Genomic DNA, 20,221 nt, shown 5'->3' with positions numbered 1-20,221 from the left:
GGGTCGCGGAGCCGGTTGCCGAGCAGGCAAGATGTTCCGAACACACCCCTGAGGGTCGCCCACGCCGCGGGCCCGTCAGCCCGCGCGGCCACCATCACCGCCGGAAGCCAGGAGACGACATGGCCGACTTCAAACCGGGCCTGGAGGGCGTCGTAGCCTTCGAGACCCAGATCGCCGAACCGGACCGCGAGGGTGGCGCGCTGCGCTACCGGGGCGTGGACATCGAGGATCTGATCGGTCAGGTCTCCTTCGGCAACGTCTGGGCGCTGCTGGTCGACGGGCGCTTCGGTCCGGGCCTGCCGCCGGCCGAGCCGTTCCCGGTGCCGGTGCACTCCGGCGACATCCGCGTCGACGTGCAGTCCGCGGTCGCCATGCTCGCCCCCTACTGGGGGCTCAACCAGCTCCTCGACATCTCCGACGAGCAGGCCCGCGAGGACCTGGCCCGGGTGTCGGTGACCGCCCTGTCCTTCGTCGCCCAGTCCGCCCGCGGCCTCGGCCTGCCGGCCGTGCCGCAGAAGGAGATCGACAAGGCGGAGACCATCGTCGAGCGGTTCATGAAGCGCTGGCGGGGTGAGCCCGACCCGCGGCACGTCAAGGCCGTCGACGCCTACTTCATCTCGGCCGCCGAGCACGGCCTGAACGCCTCCACCTTCACGGCCCGGATCGTCGCCTCCACCGGCGCCGACGCCGCCGCCTGCATCTCGTCGGGCATCGGCGCGCTCTCCGGCCCGCTGCACGGCGGCGCGCCGTCGCGGGTGCTCAGCATGCTGGAGGCCGTCGAGCGCAGCGGCGACGCCGAGGGCTACGTCAAGGGCGTCCTCGACCGGGGCGAGCGGCTCATGGGCTTCGGCCACCGGGTCTACCGGGCCGAGGACCCGCGCGCCCGCGTGCTCCGCCGCACCGCCAAGGAGCTGGGCGCGCCGCGCTTCGAGATCGCCGAGGCGCTGGAGAAGGCCGCCCTGGCCGAGCTCCAGGCCCGCCGCCCGGACCGGGTGCTCGCCACCAACGTCGAGTTCTGGTCGGCCGTGGTGCTGGACTTCGCCGAGGTGCCGGCGCACATGTTCACCTCGATGTTCACCTGTGCCCGGATGGGCGGTTGGTCCGCGCACATCCTGGAGCAGAAGAAGCTCCAGCGGCTGGTCCGCCCGTCGGCCCGCTACGTCGGGCCGGGCAGCCGCAAGCCGCAGCAGGTCGAGGGCTGGGACGCCATCCCGCACGGCGTCTGATCCCTTCCCGCGTACCCCGCACCAGGGCCCGGTCCGCGACGGACCGGGCCCTGCTGCGTGTGGCGCATCCCTCAGTCCCGGGAGTGGGACCAGCCGTCGGGACGGGCGGCGCGGGTGCGAGGATGAAGGCCGGCAGTGCCGCCGGACCGGGCTCGGACCCGGCCCCGCCGCGCGCCCGCGCGTGGCCGCCGTCGCTCCGCGCCCGCTGAAGGGCCCGCCCTCGCCCACGCGGAAGGATCGAGAAGACCGTGGCTGACGCACCGACCATCCGGATTCCCGACGACATCAGGCCCGCCGACGGCCGCTTCGGCTGCGGCCCGTCCAAGGTCCGTCCCGCGGCGGTCTCCGCACTCGCCGATGTCGCCACCAGCTACCTGGGCACCTCCCACCGACAGAAGACGGTCCGTGACCAGGTGGCCCGGCTGCGTCGTGGCATCGCCGAGTTCTTCTCCGTCCCGGAGGGCTACGAGGTGGTGCTCGGCAACGGCGGCACCACGGCCTTCTGGGAGGTCGCCACCTTCGGCCTGGTCCGCGACCGGGCCCAGTTCGCCAGCTTCGGCGAGTTCGGCGCCAAGTTCGCCAAGTCGGTCAGGGACGCGCCGTTCCTGGGCGAGCCGACCGTGCGCAAGTCCGAGGCGGGCAGCGCGCCGACCCTGGTCGCCGAGGCGGGCGTGGACGTCTACGCGACGCCGCACAACGAGACCTCCACCGGCGTGGCGGTGCCGATCAGCCGGGTGCCGGGCGCCGACGAGGGCTCGCTGCTGCTGGTCGACGCCACCTCCGGCGCCGGGGGCCTGGAGGTCAACGTCGGCGAGACCGACGTCTACTACTTCGCCCCGCAGAAGTGCTTCGGCTCCGACGGCGGCCTCTGGCTGGCCCTCATGTCGCCGGCCGCGCTCGCCCGGGCCACCGAGATCAAGGAGTCGGGTCGCTACGTCCCGGCCTTCCTCGACCTGGTCACCGCGATCGACAACTCGCGGCTGGAGCAGACCTACAACACGCCCGCGCTGGCCACCATCTTCCTGGCCGCCGAGCAGACCGACTGGATGAACTCGCAGGGTGGGCTGGCCTGGGCGGCCAAGCGCACCGCCGAGAGCGCCGGCATCGTCTACGGCTGGGCCGAGCGCTCGTCGTTCGCCACCCCGTTCGTGACCGACCCCGCGCTGCGCTCCAACGTGGTCGCCACCGTCGACTTCGCCGACGGGGTGGACGCCTCGGCGATCGCCAAGGTCCTGCGCGCCAACGGCATCGTGGACACCGAGCCCTACCGAAAGCTCGGCCGCAACCAGCTCCGCGTCGCGCTCTTCCCGGCCGTCGAGCCGGCCGACGTGGAGGCGCTCACCGCGTCCATCGACTACGTGGTCGAGCGACTCTGATCGTCCGGTGACGGTGGGTGGTCGTCGGGGCTCCGGCGACCACCCACCGTGATCATCGCCGCAGCTCAGTCGCAACATGCCGGGGTGTCGCATCCCCCACCTTCGGGTAGATGAGCGTACGGTGGTTCGAGACGCCCGGGTGGCCGGCTCGTGGCGTGACGGCCAGCGAAGCGGGACGGAGGCAAGCCCATGCGCCCAGTACGCTTCGTCGCCCTCTCGGAGGACGGCCAGGCACTGGTGCTCGCCGACGAGGTCGGGCGCCTGCTCGCCCTGCCCATCGACGAGCGCATCGCCTCGGCGCTGCACGCCGAGCCGGGCGCGGCCCCGCTCGCGGTCGTGCCGAGCGCCGCCGACCCGACCCCGTCGCTCTCCCCGCGGGACATCCAGGCCCGGATCCGCTCCGGCGAGTCCGCCGAGGACGTCGCCCGGATTGCCGGCGTCCCGGTCGACCGCGTCCTGCGCTACGCGGGCCCGGTGCTCCAGGAGCGGGCCATGCTCGCCCAGCACGCCCGGCGCACCCGGCTCAAGGGCGCCGAGAAGCCGACCCCGCTGGCCGAGGTGGTCAACGGCCGGCTGGCCCAGCACGGGATCGACACCGAGAAGATCTCCTGGGACGCCTACCGCCGCGACGACGGCACCTGGCGGATCATCGCCACCTGGCCGTCCGGCAAGGCCACCGCCCAGGCGGTCTGGGATCTCGACAAGACCCGGCAGAACGTCGCACCGCACGACGACATGGCGCAGTACCTGTGCGCCGAGCGTCCCACGCCGATCCTCGGCCAGGAGCCGGCGCCCGAGCGGGGCGGCCACGCGCTGCCCGGCCCGTCGCGCGGCGAGCCGAGCCGCGGCGGGCACGGCCTGCCGTCGCCCTCCGAGCACGCCCGTCCGGGGCGGGACCCGATCCGCGCCGGCCGGGACGCGCTGCTCGCCTCGCTGGACCGGCCGCTCGGCGGCACGTCCGGTCGCGGTCTGGACACCCGTTCCCCGGCCGCGCTGGCCGGGTCCGACGCTCCCCGCCAGCGGGCGGTCACCGGGGGCGCGGCCGCGCTGCTCGGCGGCGGCCAGGGCTCCGCGTTCGACGACGACTCGGACGCGCCGAAGGAGATCCCCGCCGTGCCGTCGCTGGCCGTGCTGCGGCCCCGCCGCACCGGTCCCGCGGCGGCGACCGGCGGCACCGGCGGCGAGTCCACCGAGGCCGGTGGCAAGCCGCGCAAGCGCCTGCCGAGTTGGGACGACGTCCTCTTCGGCACCGGCCCGGCGGCCCGCGAGTCCTCCTGACCGACGGTCCACCCTGGCAAGGTGAGGCACTCTAAGTGCCCGCGTGCCAGGGTGGACCCATGGAGTACACGAACCTGGGACGCACCGGTCTGTCGGTGAGCCGGCTCTGCCTCGGCACCATGAACTTCGGGCCGCAGACCGACGAGCCGGACAGCTTCGCCATCATGGACCGGGCGCTCGAACACGGGATCAACTTCTTCGACACCGCCAACGTCTACGGCTGGAAGACCGGCGAGGGCGTCACCGAGCAGATCATCGGCCGCTGGTTCGCCCAGGGCGGCGGGCGCCGGGACAAGGTCGTCCTGGCCACCAAGGTCTACGGCAAGATGGGCGAGTGGCCCAACGAGCAGGGCCTGAGCGCCCGGCACATCATCCGGGCCTGCGAGGATTCGCTGCGCCGGCTGCAGACCGACACCATCGACCTCTACCAGATGCACCACATCTCCCGGACCACCCCGTGGGAGGAGATCTGGCAGGCCATGGAGACCCTGGTCGCCCAGGGCAAGGTCCTCTACGTCGGCTCGTCCAACTTCGCCGGCTGGCACATCGCGCAGGCGCAGGCCGCGGCCGGCCGCCGCAACTTCCTCGGCCTCGTCTCCGAGCAGTGCATCTACAACCTCATGACCCGGCACGTCGAGTTGGAGGTGGTCCCGGCCGCGCAGCACTACGGGCTGGGCATCATTCCCTGGTCGCCGCTGCACGGCGGGCTGCTCGCCGGGGTCATCCGCAAGATGGCCGAGGGCGGCGCGGCGCGCGGCGCCAGCGGCCGGTCGGCCGACGCGCTCGCCGAGCACCGGTCCACCATCGAGGCGTACGAGAAGCTCTGCGCGGACCTCGGCCACGACCCGGCGGACGTGGCGCTGGCCTGGCTGCTCTCCCGGCCGGGCGTGACCGCCCCGATCGTCGGCCCGCGCACCATGGACCAGCTCGACCGCAACCTGGGCGCGCTGGCCGTACGGCTCGACGAGGCCACGCTGGAGAAGCTCGACGAGCTCTTCCCGCCGGTCGGCAACGGCGGCCCGGGCCCCGAGGCCTGGGCCTGGTAGCGCCCGCACCGGGGTAGGCCGGGCGCCTGCCCGCCGGCTCCTCGCCGGGGCGGGCCCCGCGCCTGCCCCGGCGGAGCCGGGTGCCCTCGCGGGTCAGACGGGCCAGGCCGCGAGGCGGTCGTAGGTGGGGCGCGGGCCCGGATGGCTGCGCACCAGGACCAGCTCGTCGGCGCTCCACTCCGGGCCGAGGTAGTCGTGCAGGGTCTCCCGGTCGGCGAGCACGTCCGCGCGGTCGATCCGGTCGCCGGGGCGGGCGATGGTGAGGTGGGCCCGGAACGGCTTCTCGTCGTGCGGCAGCCGGGCCCGGCGCAGCCCCGACCGGATGAGCCGGGCGAGCACGGTCAGCCCGTCGACCTCGCCGCGTACGTCCACCCAGAGCACCGTGAACCGGCCGCGCCCGAAGCTGCCCCCGCCACCGAGCCGCAGCCTCGGGGAGCTGCCCCGGGAGTCGCGGAACGTCTGCGCGGCGAGGCCGAGCGCGCTCTCCACGTCGACCAGCCGGTCGTCGGGAGTGTCGCCGAGGAAGGCCAGGGTGAGGTGCGCGTTGGTGGGATCGGCCAGCCGGACGTTGGTGCCGGCGGCCGCGGCGGCGCCGGTGCGCAGCCGGGCCACCTGGGCGCTCAGGTCGTCGACCGCCGGCTTCGGCGGGTAGACCGCGACGAAGAGCCGCACCGGTCAGCGGTGCCGCTGGTGGTGGCCGGGTCGGGCGGCGGGCAGGGTGAGCCCGGCGGCGTGCAGGAGGCCCTCGACGCGGACCCGTTCGATCTCCCGGTCGACGCCCTCCAGCTCGGCCAGGTGCTCGGCGATGCCCAGCGCGCCGCAGGCGGCTCGCAGCCGCTCGTCGTACGCGTCGATGACCGCGCCGTGCCAGACCACCGAGCGGTCGGCGGCGGCGAGCCGGTGGCCGCCGAGGCGGCGCAGGTCGACGGCGAGCTGTTCCAGCGGGCGGCGGCCCTCCCGGTCGAACTCGGTCAGGTCGATGTCCCGGGTGAGCGACTCGGCCTCGATGGCCCGGTCCAGCCGGGCGATGGTGCGGCGCTCCCGCCGCTGCTCGCGCCACTCGGCCCATCCGCAGGCCACCCGGTCGATGATCTCGTCGGCGCAGAAGACCAGCGCGAAGAGGGCCGGTAGGGAGCAGACGGCAAGGATCGCCAGCACCAGCAGCAGACCCCGTCCCACTCCCACATATCGACGCTAAGCCGCGTCGTCGCCGCCCGCCACCCGTTTGGCGACATCCGGACGCGAATGAATGAGGAAGGACCGGTCCCCTCGGTCGGGAACCGGTCCTTCGGGCGGTCGACGGGTCACTCCGCCCCGGGCGACACCACGTAGAAGCGCGGCATGGGCAGCACCCGCATCCGCAGCCGGGCGCCGGAGCGGCGCAGCTGCCAGGTGAGCGCCAGCAGCGCGGCGGCCAGGGAGATCAGGCCACCGGTCCAGATGCTCGCGCCGGCCCCGAAGGTCTCGGCCACCCAGCCGATGATCGGCGCGCCGACGGGGTTGGTGCCCAGGAAGACGAGCACCCACAGCGCCATCACCCGGCCCCGGAAGGCGGCGTCGACGCCGAGCTGGACCCGCTGGTTGGCGGCCTGGGCGAAGAAGACCATGAAGAACCCGGTGGGCAGCAGCAGCGCCACCACCAGCCAGTACGACCCGGCGAGCCCGACCAGCGTGCCGAAGCTGGCGCAGCCGACCGCCGCGCCGAGCACCAGCCACACGGTGGGCCGGCTGCGCCGCCCGGTGCCGGCCAGGGCGCCGGTCAGCGCGCCGACCGCCAGCGCGGTGGTGAACAGCCCGAACGAGGCGGCGCCGGTGTGGAACACGGTCTTGGCCAGCGCGGCGAGGGTGAGCTGGAAGTTGAACAGGGTCATCCCGACCACCGACATGAGCGCCATCGGCAGCAGGATGTCGGGGCGCCGCGCGACGTACCGCAGGCCGTCGACCACCTTGGCCTGATCGCGCTGCCCGGCCGGCGGCAGGTCGTTGCGGTACAGCTCGTCGGTGCGCATCCGGACCACGTTGATCAGCGGGGCGATCGAGCTGAACGCGGTGATCAGGAAGACCGGGCCGACGTCGAAGGCGGCGATGGCCAGGCCGGCGACGGCCGGGCCGAGGATCCGGGCCGAGTTGAAGGTGGCCGCGTTGAGCGAGAGCGCGTTCGGGAGCAGCGGCATGCCGACCAGCTCGGAGACGAACGCCTGCCGCACCGGGGTCTCCACCGCGTTGAACACCCCGAGCAGGGCGGCGAACGCGAAGACGTGCCAGAGCTGCACCAGCCCGGTGACCACCAGGAGGCTCATCGCCAGCGCCAGCACGGTCCAGAAGATGTTGGCGATGAAGAGCAGCATCCGCTTGTCGTAGCGGTCGGCGAGGCGACCGGAGATCAGCGTCAGCAGCAGGACGGGGGTGAACTGGAGCGCGGTGACCACGCCGAGCGCGGTCGCCGAGTTGCCGCTGAGGTCGAGGACGAGCCAGTCCTGGGCGATGTACATCATCCAGACGCCGATCAACTTGATCAGCTGTCCGGTGGCGAAGAGTCGGTAGTTGCGGACCCGCAGGGACTGGAACATCGTGCTCAACTTGGCCTGCACTCTTGGTGCGCCTCCTCGCGATCATGTACGCCTCATCCACAACGGACGAAGCGGACCGCAGGACGCGGGTACCCGCTCAGGCGCGAGCGATGCCCTGGAGGATGTCGGCGGCGCGCCGCAGCGTGTCGCGTTCCTCCTCGGTCAGGGCGGCCAGCCGGCTGGCCAGCCACTCGTTGCGGGCCCGCTCGAACTGCTCGAGCACGGCCCGTCCTCCTTCGGTTGCCGCCAGGATGACCTGCCGCCCGTCGGTCGGGTGGGGGGTCCGCTGCACGAGGCCTCGGTCCTCCAGCTTCGCGACGATCTTGGTCATCGTGGGCGGCTGCACCCGCTCGACATCGGCCAGCTCCCGGGGTGTCAGGGCGCCCGCCAGGTTGAGGCTGGTGAGCGCCGAGAGCTGGGTGACCGTGAGGTCGCCGACCGGTCGGGCCTGTCGGACCCGCCGGTTGAGTCGGGTGATCGCATCACGCAGCTGAGGGGCCAGCTGCGCCGGTGGCACGCGTTTCGCCGTCACCGTCCGCTCCGTCACGTTAGTTAGCTTAACTAATGAGCCTGGCTAACGACATGCGATATGACCAGGCTCACCAGGGGTCAGAGGACCACGGACTCGATCGGCCCGCGCAGGAAGTAGAGGACGAACAGCGCGGCCACCCCGTACAGCAGGGGGTGGACCTCCCGGAACCGCCCCTTCGCCAGCTTCAGCAGCACGAAGGTGATCACCCCGGCGCCGATGCCGTTCGAGATCGAGTAGGTGAAGGGCATCAGCACGATCGTGAGGAACGCCGGGATGGCGATCTCGTAGTCGGTCCAGTCGATCGTGCGGACCGCCGTCATCATCAGGAAGCCGACCACCACGAGCGCCGTCGACGCGGCCTCGAAGGGCACCACCACCGCCAGCGGCGCCAGGAACATGGCCAGCAGGAACAGGCTGCCGGTGACCAGGTTGGCCACCCCGGTCCGGGCGCCCTCCGCGACACCGGCGGCACTCTCGATGTACGACGTGTTGCTCGACACCGAGGCCGCGCCACCCGCCGCGGCGGCGATAGAGTCGACCAGCAGGATCTCCCGGGCCCGGGGCGGGGTGCCCCGCTCGTCCAGCATGTCGCCCTCCTGGCCGATGGCGACCATCGTGCCCATGGTGTCGAAGAAGTCCGTGATCAGCAGGGTGAAGACGAACATCAGCGGGACCAGCCAGCCGACCCGGGTCCATGAGTCCAGCACGTTGAAGTTGCCGAGCAGCGAGAGATCCGGGACGTCCACCACCTTCGCCGGCAGCTCGGGCACGTTCAACGCCCAGCCCTTCGGGTTCGGCTTCCCGTCGACGAACGACGGCCCGATGTTGCCGATCGCCTCCACCACGATCGCCAGCACGGTGGAGGCCAGGATGCCGATCAGGATGGCGCCGCGCACCCGGCGTACCACCAGCACCAGGGTGAGCAGCAGACCCACCACGAACACCAGCAGGGGCCAGCTGACGATCCGGCCGCTGATGCCCAGCCCGACCGGGACCGTGGTGTTCGCCGCGTCCGGCACCCGCCGGACGAACCCGGCGTCGACCAGGCCGATGATCGTGAGGAAGAGGCCGATGCCGACGCCGATCGCCGTCTTGAGCTGGGTCGGCACCGAACGGAACACCGCCGTACGCAGCCCGGTGAGCACGAGGATGCCGATCAGCACACCCTCGATCACCACGAGGCCCATGGCGTCCGCCCAGGTCATCTGCGGCGCGATCTCGAAGGCGACAAGCGCGTTCACGCCCAGCCCGGCGGCCAGCGCGATCGGGAACCGGGCCACGACGCCCATCAGGATCGTCATCACGCCGGCGACCAGCGCCGTGGCCGCCGCCAGCGCCGGGATGGCGAGCTTGCGCCCGTCCCCGTCGACCGCGCCGCCCAGGATCAGCGGGTTCAACACCACGATGTACGCCATCGTGAAGAACGTGGCCAGCCCGCCCCGGACCTCCCGCCCCGGCGTCGACCGGCGGGCGGAGATCTCGAAGAAGCGGTCGAAGGCGTTGCGCGGGTGCGCGGGATCGGGTGGGGTGCCGTGGTCCGGCGGCGGCGCGATGGCCATCGGGTCCTCACATATCGATCGGCCGGTTGTCGCGCGCATCGTCCCAGATCACTCGCGGGCAGGGAAGGACGATCGCGTACCCTGGGCGGGTGCCCCAGGAGCAACCGCCGCGGCCCGAGCCGCTCGACCCGCCGATGGTGCCGTTCGCCCTCGCCGGGCTGGCCGCCTGGGCGGTGGTCGGGCTGGTGCTGCTGCTCTTCTTCCGCGACTGGCTCACCGCGCACGGTCACGAGAACTGGCTCTGGACCTGCCTGGCCGGATTCCTGTGGGGCTTCCCCGGGCTGGCCGTGATGCTGCGGCACGACGCCAACCGGCGCCGCCGCCGGGAAGCCACCGCCCGTCAGGGCTGACCGTCAGGGGTGGCCGTACGGCTCCGCCGGCTCGGCCGCCTCCACCGAACCCGGGGCCCGGCTCACCGACATCGCCTCGACCGCGCTGTCGTCGTAAACCGTGGGCAGCTCGTCCACCGGGCTCTCCGCCGCCTCGATCAGCGTCTCCGAGTGGGCGCCGCAGCCGTGGTCGGCGCTGACCACCCGGCCGTCGTCGGGGGCGTAGAAGTTGCCACAGGCGCCGAAGGACTGCCGCAGCGCCCCGGCGAGCGGCAGGTAGAAGCCGCAGGTGCCACAGCGGGCGGCGGCCGGCGCGGCCACCGAGATCGCGGCGTTGGGGCCGTGGTCGCCGTCGTACCAGCGCTGGGCCGCGTCGGTGCGGCCCTCGCGGGACAGCACCCGGGCCCGGCCGAGGCCCAGCTCCCAGGCGGTCTCCTCCACGGCCGGGTCGTCGGAGAGCAGGTAGCCGGGAGCGAGCCGCTCGTCGTCCGCCGGGGTGGGCAGCAGGTCACCGGGGCCGAGGTCGCCCGGCTTGAGCCGCTCCTGCCAGGGCAGCCAGCCCGGCGCGAGCAACGCGTCGGCGCCCGGCAGCAGCACCGTCTCGCAGATGGTGACCGTGCGGCTGCGCGGCACCCGGGTCACCGTGACGGCCCAGCGCCAGCCCCGGTAGCCGGCCAGCCGGCACTCGAAGTAGTGGGTGACGAGCCGGTCGCCCTCGGCGACGGCCTGGAGGTGATCGCCGACGTCGGCGGGGTCCACCTCCGTGATGGCGGCGCGGGCCACATCGACGGCGGCGGCGCACACCTGGTCGAGCCGGGGAGCGCGGGCGGAGGCGGGCCTGGTCACCGGACCATTGTTCCCCATGCCTGCCGTCGGGTGACAGGCACTCCCCGGAGTCGTTCTCTCCGGGTGATGCGGCGCGCGTGGATCAGATGGGCGAGGATGGGACACATGCCGCTGTCCTCCCGCTCCGGCCGGTCCGTCCTCGGGCGGACCGTCGGCACCGGCATCCGCGCCACCCGCCTCCTGCTCCGGGGCTCGCTGCACGGCGGGCGGTGGATGACCCGCCGGGCCGGTACGGCCCGGGCCCGCAGCGCCGGCAACGAGGTCGGCATGGTCCGCCTCTTCGACCTGCACGCCCTCTCCTGCGCCGGGGACACGCTGATCGCCATCGGCCTGGCCGGCACGATCTTCTTCGACGTCCCGCTCGGCGAGGCGCGCAACAAGGTGGCGCTCTACCTGCTGGTGACCATGGTCCCGTTCGCCATGCTCGCCCCCGTGGTGGGCCCGCTGCTGGACCACTTCCGGCACGGCCGCCGCTACGCGCTGGCCGCCACCATGCTGGGCCGGGCCTTCCTGGCCTGGCTGATCTCCGACTACATCGGCGGCTTCGGGCTCTATCCCGCCGCGTTCGGTGTCCTCGCCCTCTCCCGCGCGTACGGGGTGGCCCGCTCGGCCGCGGTGCCCCGGCTGCTGCCCGAGGGGCTCGGGCTGTCGCAGGTGGGGGCCCGGGCCAGCGTCTACGGCACGGTGGCCGGCGCGCTGGTCGCCCCGATCGGGCTGGCCGCGTTCTGGTTCGGACCGCAGTGGCCGCTCCGGGTCGCCTCGCTCATCTTCCTGATCGGCATGATCATCTCGCTGCGCCTGCCGCCGCGGGCCGACTCGGAGCCGCCGGAGCGGGTGCCCAGGCCGCTGCGCGCGCTGCGCCGCCGGGACGGGGAACGCCCGCTGGGCCGGGGCCGGCCCGCCGGCCGGCTGGTGATCGCCACCCTGATCGGCGCGGCGGCGCTGCGCGGGCTCTACGGCTTCCTGCTGCTCTTCCTGGCCTTCGCGATCAAGGCCGGCGACCTGACCACCGACTTCTTCGGGCGGGACCTGGGCGCCCAGGGCGCGCTGGGCCTGGCGGGCGGGGCGCTCGCGGTGGGCACCTTCCTGGCCACCGCCATCGGCACCCGGCTGCGCATCCACCGGCCGGCGGCGATCCAGTCCAGCGGCACGATCGTCGTGGCCGGGGTGGCGGTGCTCGCCGCCTTGAAGTTCTCGCTGCCCATGGTGGCGCTGCTCTGCGTGGTCACCTCGCTGATGAGCGGGATCGCCAAGCTCGCGGTGGACGCCTCGATCCAGGAGCGCATCCCGGAGCGGCTCCGGGCCAGCTCGTTCGCCCACTCGGAGACCGCGCTGATGCTGGCCTTCGTGGCCGGCGGCGGGCTCGGCCTGGTCCCGTTCACCGGCCCGGTCGGCGTGGCGATCGCCGCCTGCGTAGCCGCCCTGGTGGCCGCCCGCGGGGTGCTCGTCGCCACCCGGCTGCGCGGGGAGCACCTGGTCGGCCGCCCGCTCGGCGACGACGAACTGGCCACCGAGGCGGGCACGGAGTTCGACGACCCCGCCCCCACCTCGCCGGCACCACCCCGGGCCGACCCGCCGCTCCCCACCGACGACGACGAGCTGTCACCGCCCGGGTTCCACATCTACCGCCCCTCGTCCTCCGTGGGCGGGCCGGGCGGCAGCGAGGAGGAGAACCGGCGGGAACCCCGGGGACCGGTGGCGTGACCGGGTTGCTGGTGGTGACGGCGGTCCCCGCCGAGGCCGACGCGGTCCGGGCCGGTCTCACCGATCCCACGGTCACCGTCGCGCCGGTCGGGGTCGGCCCCGCCGTGGCCGGCGCCGCCACCGCACGGCTGCTGGCGCTCGCCGAGGCGGCCGGGAACCCGTACCGGGCGGTGGTCAGCGCGGGCATCGCCGGCGGCTTCGTCGGCCGGGCCCCGGTCGGCGGCACGGTCCTGGCGAACCGCAGCGTGGCAGCGGACCTGGGCGCCGAGTCCCCCACCGGCTTCATCCCGCTGGAGGAGCTGGGCATGCCCCCGGAGCTGCTCGGCGGCGGCAGCGCCGTACCCGCCGACGTGGGCCTGCTGGCCGCCCTGCGCACCGCCCTCCCGGCGGCCACCGTCGGCGCCGTGCTCACGGTCAGCACGGTGACCGGAACCGCTGCCAGCACGGCGGCCCTCGCGGACCGGCACCCCGACGCCGTGGCCGAGGCCATGGAGGGGTACGGCGTCGCCGTCGCCGCCACCCAGGCCGGCCTCCCCTTCGCCGAGCTGCGCACGGTGTCCAACCCGATCGGCCCCCGCGACCGCGGCTCGTGGCGCATGCGCGAGGCCTTCACCGCGCTCACCGCGGCGGCAGCCGCCCTCCGCTGACCGGCCGGTCGAACCGCAACGCCGCCGGTCGCCTCGCCTCCAGCTCGAAGCCGCACGCGAGGAGGAAACCGGCGCCACCGCTCTCCGCGATCGCATGCGCCGACCGCACGCCGGCCCCGTCCATCTCGGCCAGGAGCGCGGCGACCAGCCGCCGTCCGATGCCCAGCAACCGGTACGCCGGCGCGACGAGCACCCCGTCCAGCACCATCTGCCGCCGGCCCGGCTCGGGATGCCCGATGAGGAGGTCGCTGCTGCGTTCGTGCGCGCGCAGCTCACCGACGAGATCACCGTCAGGCAACTCGGCGACGAACCGCCAGGAGGTCGACGGCAGCGCCGGATCGAGGTAGCGGCGCACCCGATGGTCGCGGCGCACCGCCTCGCGCAGCCGCTCCCGGTCCCGCACGGTGCGATCGAGCCGGAACGTCACGGCGGGCAACGGCGGCGAGCGGTGGGGTGGCACCGCGAACCAGTGCGCCCACCAGGCCCCGGGCCAGTCCTTCGGCTCCCGCACCTCGCGGGCGTCCAGGTGCGCCGGGCAGTGCCGGCCCGCCGCGTCCCGCAACCCTTCGTGCGGCACCGGCGCCAGCTCACCGAGCACCGGCCCGTGGAGCACGATCCGGCCGGCCACGGCGCCGACGAGGCGTTCGACGGTGCGGAAGCTGGGATCCGCCGACCGCCCCGACTCGATGCGGGCGATCGTGGCCTGCGGCACCCCGGACTTCCCGGCCAGCTCCCGCTGGCTCAGATCAGCCGCGCGGCGCAGCGACCGCAGGGTCGCGGCCAGGTCGGTCCCGGACTCTCCATCGCTCACCCGAGCCATGTTCGTGCGGTGCCGCGCCGCTCTCAACCCGCGCTTTCCACCTGTGGACAACCATGTGGAAAACCCCGACGCCTGGGGACGGATGAGGTCGCGAGCGACTACAAACTTGATGGCGTGGTGGAGTCAGGACCTCGGACCGAGGCGATCCCGCTGGTCCCCGCGGAGGCCTACGAACGTGATGATGTGGGCGAGTCAGGTCCTCATGCTTGGCTGCTACGGAGGCCATGGATCGGTCCCGGCGCCATAGGCCGCCGCGTGACGGTCGAGCGGCGACACCGGTGAGCCGGACCTCAACGCGAATTGCCCCGCACCCGGCGCAGGTTGTCAACGGATTGCCGCGATCCGCCCACGTCATCAAGTTCCTAGCCACTGAACAACAGTCGCCGAGGCGCACCGGCGAGCTCCACCCCGAACGCCCAGCACGCCGCCAGCACCCCCGCACCCTGCACCGGCGCACGGCATGCGGCGTCCGGCGCGCGTCGTCAACCGGCCGTCGCGATCCGTCTACGTCATCAAGTTCGTAGCGGCTGGACAGGGGGCGCCGGGGGCTCACTGGCGCGCGCGACAGGTCGCCCGTCACAGCGACGGGCCGGGGTGGTGGGCACCGGAACGGGCGGGGTTACGGTGGGGGTGTGGCGCTCTCCCTCGCGATCTCGCCCTGCCCCAACGACACATTCGTCTTCGACGCCCTCGTGCACGGCCGGGTCCCCGGCGCACCGGCGGTCGAGGTGACCTACGCCGACGTCGACGTCACCAACACCGCGGCCGAGCGCGGGGCGTTCGACCTGGTGAAGGTGAGCTACGCGGCGCTGCCCTGGCTGCTCGACGACTACCACCTGCTGCCCTGCGGGGGCGCGCTGGGCCGGGGCTGCGGCCCGCTGGTGCTCACCCGGGGCGACCGGACCGACCTGTCCGGCGCGACGGTGGCGGTGCCGGGCGAGCGGACCACGGCGTACCTGCTGTTCCGGCTCTGGGCGGCGGATCAGGCGCCGGCGCGGATCGAGGTGGTGCCGTTCCACGAGATCATGCCGGGGGTGGCGGCCGGGCGGTACGACGCCGGGCTCGTGATCCACGAGGCGCGCTTCACCTACCCGCGGCACGGGCTGACCGCCCTGGTCGACCTGGGCGAGTGGTGGGAGGGCGACACGGGCCTGCCGATCCCGCTCGGCGCGATCCTGGCCCGCAAGGGCGCGGTCGACCCGGTCGAGGCGGCCGCCTGGATCCGCGAGTCGGTCCGGCAGGCGTGGGCCGACCCGGAGGCCAGCCGGGAGTACGTGCTGGCGCACGCGCAGGAGATGGAGCCCGACGTGGTGGACCGGCACATCGGCCTCTACGTCAACGAGTTCACCGCCGACCTCGGAGAGGCCGGCTTCGCCGCCGTGGAGGCACTGCTGGGCCGGGCCGCCGACGCCGGGCTCGTCCCTCAGACCTCCAGCTCGCGCGCCACCGCGTGGACCAGCTGAGCGATCTTCTGCGCGGTCTTCCGGTCCGGGAAGCGGCCCCGGCGCAGGTCCGGCTGGACCTTCGCCTCCAGCACCTTGATCATGTCTTCGACCAGGCCGTGCAGCTCCTCGGCCGGCCGCCGGCGCAGCTCCGCCACCGACGGCGGCGCCTCCAGCAGCTTGACCCCCATCGCCTGAGCGCCCCGCCGGCTGTCCACCACGCTGAAATCGACCCGCTGGCCGCCCTTCAGGTCGGTGACACCCGCCGGTAGCGCGCCCTTCGGCAGGAACACGTCGCCACCCTCGTCACTGGTGACGAACCCGTATCCCTTGGCCGCGTCATACCACTTCACTCGACCCGTCGGCACCTGAAAACCCCTGCTTCGCTCGGAACCTCTACCCCTCCAAGGCTAGCCGGATGATCCGGTCGAGCGCCGCCGGGAATCCGGCGAGATCATCCAGCACCACGTGGGCCCCGGCCGCGCTCAGCTCCTCCCTCGTGCACGGGCCGGTCGCCACTCCCACGCCTGGGATTCCCGCCGCTTCTGCGGCGGCCATGTCGGCCACGTGATCGCCGACGTAGAGGGTGGCGCCGTGCTCCCGTAGCGCGGTCGCCTTCTGCTCGGCGAACAGGTCGCCGGCCAGCTCGTCGACGGCCAGGCCCAGGTGGTCGAGGTGCAGCTTCGCCAGCCGGCCGATCTTGGAGGTCACCACCATGACCCGGCCGCCGCGCCCGTGCACCGCCTCGATCGCGGCCTCCGCACCGGGCATCGGCAGGGTCGGGGTGATCGCGTACGCCGGGTAGAGCTCCCGGTACGCGAGCACCGCCTCGTCGACCTGCTCGGGCGGGAACCAGTGCGCGATCTCGGTGCGCAGCGGCGGCCCGAGGCGGGAAACCGCCAGATCGGCGTCGACGGGCACGCCGGTCTGCGCGGTCAGCGCCCGGTAGGCGGCCGCGATGCCGGGACGCGAGTCGACCAGGGTCATGTCGAGGTCGAATCCGACCATGAGCGGGGGCATGTCGAGAACGTACCCGTCCGAGGGGCGCGACAGCCCCCGGCCGGGCTAGCGTGGAACGACGATGACCACCTCATTCGCCGACCACCTGCGGACCCTTCCCGACGAGTCCCTGGCCGCCCTCCTCCAGCTGCGGCCGGACCTCGTCGTGCCCGTGCCGGCAGACGTCTCCGCCCTCGCCATCCGCGCCCAGTCACGGGTCTCCGTGGCGCGGGCGCTCGACGGGCTGGACCAGTTCACCCTCCAGATCCTGGACGCCGCCCGGCTCACCCGGGACCCGGAGGGCGGCGGCACCGCCACCGAGGCCATCCTGGCCCTGGCCACCTCCGGCCCGCACCCGCCCGCCCCGACCGCGGTCCGCGGCGCGGTGGACCGGCTCCGCGCGCTCTTCCTGCTGTACGGGCCGGAGCACGACCTGCACGTGGTGGGCGGCGTCGACGAGGTGTCCCCGTACCTGGCGGGCCTGGGCCGGCCGGCCGCGGAGCTGGACCCGCGGGCGGCGGCCGTATGCACGGACCCGGCGAAGCTGCGGCGGACGCTGCTGGCCGCGCCGCCCTCGGCCCGGGCGATCCTGGACCGGCTCGCCGCCGGCCCGCCGGTCGGCACCGTGCCGGCGGGCGCGCTGGAGGCCCCCGCCACCGGCGAGGAGGACATCCTTCCCCCGGACCTGGTGAACGGCGGGGCGGCCACCGGCTCCCCGATCCGCTGGCTGGTGGAGCACCGGCTGCTCGTCCGCATGTCGGCCGTCAAGGGCGGCGGCACCGTGGAGCTGCCCCGCGAGGTGGGGCTGCTGCTGCGCCGGGACACCGGCCCGCTCGGCCCGCTGCGCACCAGCCCGCCCGAGGTGTCGAGCCCGCCGCGGGAGGCCAAGTCCGTCGACTCGGCCGGCGCCGGGCAGACCATGGAGGTGGTCCGGCACACCGAGGGGCTCCTGGAGGCCCTGGCCGCCGAGCCGGCCCCGGTGCTGCGCTCCGGTGGCGTGGGCGTCCGCGACCTGCGCCGGCTGGCCCGCGGCCTCGGGCTGGACGACCCGACCACTGCGCTGATCTTCGAGGTGGCGTACGCGGCCGGGCTGGTCGGCGAGCTGGACCTGACCGGGTCGGCCACCAGCCGGTACGGGGGCGACCAGCAGATCCTGCCCACCGGCGGGTACGAGGTGTGGCGGGCCGCCTCGCTGGCCCAGCGGTGGGAGCAGCTGGCCCGGGCCTGGCTGACCCTGACCCGCCAGGTGGGCCTGGTCGGCCAGCGCGACGACCGGGACCGGCCGATCGCGGTGCTCTCCGCCGAGGCGGAACGGGCCGGCGCGCCGGCCGCCCGGCGTTCGGTGCTCGCCGTGCTGGCCGACCTGCCCCCGGCGACCGCCCCGACCCCCGACGAGGTGCTGGAGCTGCTGGACTGGCGGGCGCCGCGCCGCGCCCGGGGCCGGGAGGGGGCGCACCGCGAGGTGCTGGCCGAGGCGGCCCAGCTCGGGGTGACCGGGCTGGGGGCGCTGACCTCGTACGGGCGGCTGCTGCTGGCCGAGCTGAACGACGCCGACGAGCGGGCCGACGACCCGCTCGGGCTGTACTCGGAGAGCGAGTCGGGCGAGCCGTCCACCGCCGTCCGGGCGCTGGACGCGCTGCTCCCCGCCCCGGTCGACCACTTCCTCGTGCAGGCCGACCTGACCGTCGTGGTGCCCGGCCCGCCCGACCCGGCGCTCGCCGCCGAGCTGGACGTGGTGGCGGAGCACGAGTCGGCCGGCGGGGCGAGCGTCTACCGGGTCACCACGGCCAGCGTGCGGCGGGCCCTGGACGCCGGCTACTCGGCCGACGACCTGCACGCGCTGTTCCGCCGCCGGTCGCGTACCCCGGTGCCGCAGGGCATGAGCTACCTGGTGGACGACGTGGCGCGCAAGCACGGCGGGCTGCGGCTCGGGTCGGCGGGCGGCTACGTGCGCAGCGACGACGAGGCGCTGCTCACCGAGGTGCTGTCCGACAAGCGGCTGGAGTCGCTGGCGTTGCGCCGGCTGGCCCCGACGGTGCTCGTCACCCCGTACCAGGTGAACCGGATGCTGACCGCGCTGCGCGACGCCGGTTACGCGCCGGTGGCCGAGGACGCCGGCGGCGCGGCCGTGCTGGCCCGGCCGAAGACCCGGCGGGCGCCGGCCCGGGTGCCGGCGGCCAGCCGCAGCCTCGACCCGCTGGCGGCGCCGCGGCTGCCGATGCCCCGGCTGCTCGGGGTGGTCGAGCAGATCCGCCGGGGCGACGCGGCGGCCCGGGCGGCGCGGCGGGCCCCGGCGGTGGTCCGCGGCGCGACGGCGCGTACCGGCCCGGGGCCGGCGCACACCCACAGCGACGCGCTCGCCGTGCTCCAGCAGGCGGTGCGGGACAAGGCGCTGGTCTGGGTCGGCTACGTCGACGCGCACGGGGCGACCGCGTCCCGGCTGGTCCGGCCGGTCTCGATCGGGGCCGGCTACCTGCGCGCCGAGGACGACCGCACCGAGATGCTGCACACCTTCGCGCTGCACCGGATCACCGCGGCGGTGCTCGAGGACTAGTCCCCGTTGCGACGCAGGGTGCCGACCACCGACACGGCGAGCAGCAGGGCGAACGCGGCGCCGGCCGACTCGCCGACGGAGTCGACGAAGCCCTGCCGCTGCACCAGCAGCCCGAACAGGAACCAGCCGAAGATGCCGGTGGCGGCGGCCGCGTAGCCGACCAGGGCCGCCGGTGAGACCTCCTGCTGGTGTGCCCGGTCGTCGTCGGGAAGCACGTCGTGGTCGACGGTCATCTCCAGCCCCTCCCCCGCACCGTGGTGGACCTGACCTCCAGCGTGGCACCGGAGGGGGTCACCCGGACAGGGGATAAAACCCTGATCCGGGCGGGAGGTCACGCCCGGTCGGGTATCAGGTGCCGGGCCGGCGGCCGAAGACGACCACCCGGGTGCCGACCGAGCCCAGCTCCCAGAGCCGCACGGCGTCGCGGTGCAGCAGGTTCACGCAGCCGTGCGAGCCGATCGAGGAGTTGTGCAGGTAGGTCGTGGTCTCGTGGAACCCGATCCCGCCGTTGAACCGCTGCCAGTAGGGCAGCCACACCTCGTACGGGTTGGACCACTCGCGCATGTTCTTCCCGCCGACGGAGTAGGTGCCGGACGGGGTGGCGTAGCCGGCCATGCCGGTGCGGGTCACCGTCGGGCCCATGACCACCTTGCCGCCGCGCATCGCCCAGACGGTCTGCCGGGTGAGGTCGACGCAGAAGGTGGTGCCGGAGCCGGCGCGGCAGCGCCCCGTGTCGGTGCTGGCCAGCCGCTTCGCCACGTCGTACGTGGTGGGGCCGGCGCGACCGGAGGCGGGGCTGATCCCGTACCGGGTCTGGAACTTCTTGATCGCGGCGCAGTCGGCGGCCGACTGCTTACCGTCCACGCTCAGCGTCCCGAAACCGCCCAGCCGGCTCAGGTACGTCTCCACGGCCTTCTGCTGCTCCCCCTGCGGGCACCCGGCGGGCTTCGCCGGCTTCGGGGTGGTCGGCTTCGGCGTGGTGCGGCTGGGCTTCGGCGTGGCCGTCCGGCTCGGCGGCGCCGACGGGGACGCGGTCGGCTGCTCCGGCGCGGGCGGCGCGCTCGCCCCCGATGCCTCCTCCGTCACGCCGACGGGCTGCGGAGCGGCGGCCCCGGACCCGTCGCCCTGCGGATCGTGCGCGCACGCACCGACGCCGACCAGCACGACCGCTGCCAGGCCGACGGCCCGGGCGGCGAAACGGACACGCTTCATGGGCCCTCCCCTGGACAGTTGTCCCGCTTGCTAGACGTGCGGGAGGGGTGTCCCGTTGCCTGTCCGGCGAGACTTTTTCCG

Annotated in this window: 20 protein-coding genes; 9 read left to right on the top strand and 11 right to left on the bottom strand. The window is 74.1% G+C overall.

The genetic code is table 11. From position 1 onward, the window contains the following. The first annotated feature begins 119 nt into the window (after window positions 1–119). From ACZ6PY_RS02480 to ACZ6PY_RS02465, 4 genes are all read left to right on the top strand, one after another. On the top strand, window positions 120–1,226 hold the full coding sequence (locus ACZ6PY_RS02480) for a citrate synthase 2 (protein WP_466068523.1): 1,107 nt from the start codon (window positions 120–122) through the stop codon (window positions 1,224–1,226). A gap of 248 nt (window positions 1,227–1,474) precedes the next feature. Next, window positions 1,475–2,602 (top strand): phosphoserine transaminase, encoded by a 1,128-nt coding sequence (gene serC / locus ACZ6PY_RS02475; RefSeq protein ID WP_466068521.1) that lies wholly within the window; start codon window positions 1,475–1,477, stop codon window positions 2,600–2,602. Between the two features lie 189 nt (window positions 2,603–2,791). Further along, window positions 2,792–3,880, top strand: coding sequence for a septation protein SepH (gene sepH, locus ACZ6PY_RS02470; protein ID WP_466068519.1), 1,089 nt, complete (start codon window positions 2,792–2,794; stop codon window positions 3,878–3,880). A 59-nt stretch (window positions 3,881–3,939) separates the two neighbouring features. Further along, on the top strand, window positions 3,940–4,926 hold the full coding sequence (locus ACZ6PY_RS02465; protein ID WP_466068517.1) for an aldo/keto reductase: 987 nt from the start codon (window positions 3,940–3,942) through the stop codon (window positions 4,924–4,926). Window positions 4,927–5,019: 93 nt separating this feature from the next. Here ACZ6PY_RS02465 and thpR read toward each other — a convergent pair whose 3' ends face one another. From thpR to ACZ6PY_RS02440, 5 genes are all read right to left on the bottom strand, one after another. Next, window positions 5,020–5,598: an RNA 2',3'-cyclic phosphodiesterase gene (gene thpR, locus ACZ6PY_RS02460; RefSeq protein WP_466068515.1), complete on the bottom strand. Its 579-nt coding sequence runs from the start codon at window positions 5,596–5,598 to the stop codon at window positions 5,020–5,022. A 3-nt stretch (window positions 5,599–5,601) separates the two neighbouring features. Next, the gene (locus tag ACZ6PY_RS02455) at window positions 5,602–6,111 is read right to left on the bottom strand and encodes a hypothetical protein (protein WP_466068513.1); all 510 of its coding nucleotides are present in this window, start codon (window positions 6,109–6,111) and stop codon (window positions 5,602–5,604) included. A 119-nt stretch (window positions 6,112–6,230) separates the two neighbouring features. Continuing rightward, complete coding sequence (locus ACZ6PY_RS02450; protein WP_466068511.1) at window positions 6,231–7,517, bottom strand: MFS transporter; 1,287 nt, start codon at window positions 7,515–7,517, stop codon at window positions 6,231–6,233. A gap of 76 nt (window positions 7,518–7,593) precedes the next feature. Continuing rightward, the gene (locus ACZ6PY_RS02445) at window positions 7,594–8,043 is read right to left on the bottom strand and encodes a MarR family transcriptional regulator (RefSeq protein ID WP_262283240.1); all 450 of its coding nucleotides are present in this window, start codon (window positions 8,041–8,043) and stop codon (window positions 7,594–7,596) included. Window positions 8,044–8,105: 62 nt separating this feature from the next. Then, on the bottom strand, window positions 8,106–9,587 hold the full coding sequence (locus ACZ6PY_RS02440) for an NCS2 family permease (RefSeq protein ID WP_466068509.1): 1,482 nt from the start codon (window positions 9,585–9,587) through the stop codon (window positions 8,106–8,108). A gap of 89 nt (window positions 9,588–9,676) precedes the next feature. On the opposite strand from ACZ6PY_RS02440, the gene ACZ6PY_RS02435 reads away from it, so the two are divergent. Continuing rightward, a complete protein-coding gene (locus ACZ6PY_RS02435) occupies window positions 9,677–9,937 on the top strand; it encodes a DUF2530 domain-containing protein (protein WP_466068507.1) in 261 nt (86 codons plus the stop codon). A gap of 3 nt (window positions 9,938–9,940) precedes the next feature. On the opposite strand, the gene ACZ6PY_RS02430 is transcribed toward ACZ6PY_RS02435, so the two are convergent. Further along, on the bottom strand, window positions 9,941–10,780 hold the full coding sequence (locus ACZ6PY_RS02430; RefSeq protein WP_466068505.1) for a DUF3027 domain-containing protein: 840 nt from the start codon (window positions 10,778–10,780) through the stop codon (window positions 9,941–9,943). A gap of 87 nt (window positions 10,781–10,867) precedes the next feature. Here ACZ6PY_RS02430 and ACZ6PY_RS02425 point away from each other — a divergent pair, with 87 nt between their 5' ends. Both ACZ6PY_RS02425 and ACZ6PY_RS02420 read left to right on the top strand, forming a co-directional pair. After that, complete coding sequence (locus tag ACZ6PY_RS02425) at window positions 10,868–12,466, top strand: MFS transporter (protein ID WP_466068503.1); 1,599 nt, start codon at window positions 10,868–10,870, stop codon at window positions 12,464–12,466. After that, entirely contained in the window at window positions 12,463–13,113 is a 651-nt protein-coding gene (locus ACZ6PY_RS02420) for a futalosine hydrolase (RefSeq protein WP_466068501.1), read from the top strand. The genes ACZ6PY_RS02425 and ACZ6PY_RS02420 overlap by 4 nt, the downstream gene beginning before the upstream one ends. Here ACZ6PY_RS02420 and ACZ6PY_RS02415 read toward each other — a convergent pair. Then, window positions 13,085–13,924 carry a GNAT family N-acetyltransferase gene (locus ACZ6PY_RS02415; protein WP_466068499.1) on the bottom strand — a complete coding sequence of 280 codons (840 nt, stop codon included), beginning with the start codon at window positions 13,922–13,924 and terminating at the stop codon, window positions 13,085–13,087. The two genes, ACZ6PY_RS02420 and ACZ6PY_RS02415, sit on opposite strands and share 29 nt — an antisense overlap. Before the next feature lie 641 nt (window positions 13,925–14,565). Here ACZ6PY_RS02415 and ACZ6PY_RS02410 point away from each other — a divergent pair. Beyond that, window positions 14,566–15,396, top strand: a complete 831-nt coding sequence (locus ACZ6PY_RS02410) for a 1,4-dihydroxy-6-naphthoate synthase (RefSeq protein ID WP_091261034.1) — start codon at window positions 14,566–14,568, stop codon at window positions 15,394–15,396. On the opposite strand, the gene ACZ6PY_RS02405 is transcribed toward ACZ6PY_RS02410, so the two are convergent. Together ACZ6PY_RS02405 and ACZ6PY_RS02400 are read right to left on the bottom strand one after the other, a co-directional pair. Continuing rightward, the gene (locus ACZ6PY_RS02405) at window positions 15,357–15,743 is read right to left on the bottom strand and encodes a cold-shock protein (protein ID WP_088997128.1); all 387 of its coding nucleotides are present in this window, start codon (window positions 15,741–15,743) and stop codon (window positions 15,357–15,359) included. The genes ACZ6PY_RS02410 and ACZ6PY_RS02405 overlap by 40 nt on opposite strands. 28 nt (window positions 15,744–15,771) lie before the next feature. After that, window positions 15,772–16,395 carry an HAD family hydrolase gene (locus ACZ6PY_RS02400; RefSeq protein ID WP_466068496.1) on the bottom strand — a complete coding sequence of 208 codons (624 nt, stop codon included), beginning with the start codon at window positions 16,393–16,395 and terminating at the stop codon, window positions 15,772–15,774. Between the two features lie 61 nt (window positions 16,396–16,456). Between ACZ6PY_RS02400 and ACZ6PY_RS02395 the strand changes: the two genes are divergently transcribed. Beyond that, window positions 16,457–18,928: a helicase-associated domain-containing protein gene (locus ACZ6PY_RS02395; protein WP_466068494.1), complete on the top strand. Its 2,472-nt coding sequence runs from the start codon at window positions 16,457–16,459 to the stop codon at window positions 18,926–18,928. Here the strand turns inward: ACZ6PY_RS02395 and ACZ6PY_RS02390 are convergent. Further along, the gene (locus tag ACZ6PY_RS02390; protein WP_466068492.1) at window positions 18,925–19,161 is read right to left on the bottom strand and encodes a hypothetical protein; all 237 of its coding nucleotides are present in this window, start codon (window positions 19,159–19,161) and stop codon (window positions 18,925–18,927) included. The two genes, ACZ6PY_RS02395 and ACZ6PY_RS02390, sit on opposite strands and share 4 nt — an antisense overlap. Window positions 19,162–19,276: 115 nt before the next feature. Then, window positions 19,277–20,140: a L,D-transpeptidase family protein gene (locus tag ACZ6PY_RS02385; protein ID WP_466068490.1), complete on the bottom strand. Its 864-nt coding sequence runs from the start codon at window positions 20,138–20,140 to the stop codon at window positions 19,277–19,279. Window positions 20,141–20,221: the final 81 nt, after the last annotated feature.

The sequence above is a fragment of the Micromonospora sp. NPDC048907 genome (assembly GCF_055586885.1).
This window is presented reverse-complemented; position numbering and strand designations above follow the sequence as displayed.

What these genes read in the sequence shown, in the direction of transcription:
- ACZ6PY_RS02395 (WP_466068494.1), top strand. Translation starts at nt 16,457, where the DNA reads ATGACCACCTCATTCGCCGACCACCTGCGGACCCTTCCCGACGAGTCC.
- ACZ6PY_RS02480 (WP_466068523.1), top strand. Translation starts at nt 120, where the DNA reads ATGGCCGACTTCAAACCGGGCCTGGAGGGCGTCGTAGCCTTCGAGACC.
- ACZ6PY_RS02385 (WP_466068490.1), bottom strand. Translation starts at nt 20,140, where the DNA reads ATGAAGCGTGTCCGTTTCGCCGCCCGGGCCGTCGGCCTGGCAGCGGTC.
- ACZ6PY_RS02440 (WP_466068509.1), bottom strand. Translation starts at nt 9,587, where the DNA reads ATGGCCATCGCGCCGCCGCCGGACCACGGCACCCCACCCGATCCCGCG.
- ACZ6PY_RS02465 (WP_466068517.1), top strand. Translation starts at nt 3,940, where the DNA reads ATGGAGTACACGAACCTGGGACGCACCGGTCTGTCGGTGAGCCGGCTC.
- ACZ6PY_RS02430 (WP_466068505.1), bottom strand. Translation starts at nt 10,780, where the DNA reads ATGGGGAACAATGGTCCGGTGACCAGGCCCGCCTCCGCCCGCGCTCCC.
- sepH (WP_466068519.1), top strand. Translation starts at nt 2,792, where the DNA reads ATGCGCCCAGTACGCTTCGTCGCCCTCTCGGAGGACGGCCAGGCACTG.
- ACZ6PY_RS02425 (WP_466068503.1), top strand. Translation starts at nt 10,868, where the DNA reads ATGCCGCTGTCCTCCCGCTCCGGCCGGTCCGTCCTCGGGCGGACCGTC.
- ACZ6PY_RS02400 (WP_466068496.1), bottom strand. Translation starts at nt 16,395, where the DNA reads ATGCCCCCGCTCATGGTCGGATTCGACCTCGACATGACCCTGGTCGAC.
- ACZ6PY_RS02390 (WP_466068492.1), bottom strand. Translation starts at nt 19,161, where the DNA reads ATGACCGTCGACCACGACGTGCTTCCCGACGACGACCGGGCACACCAG.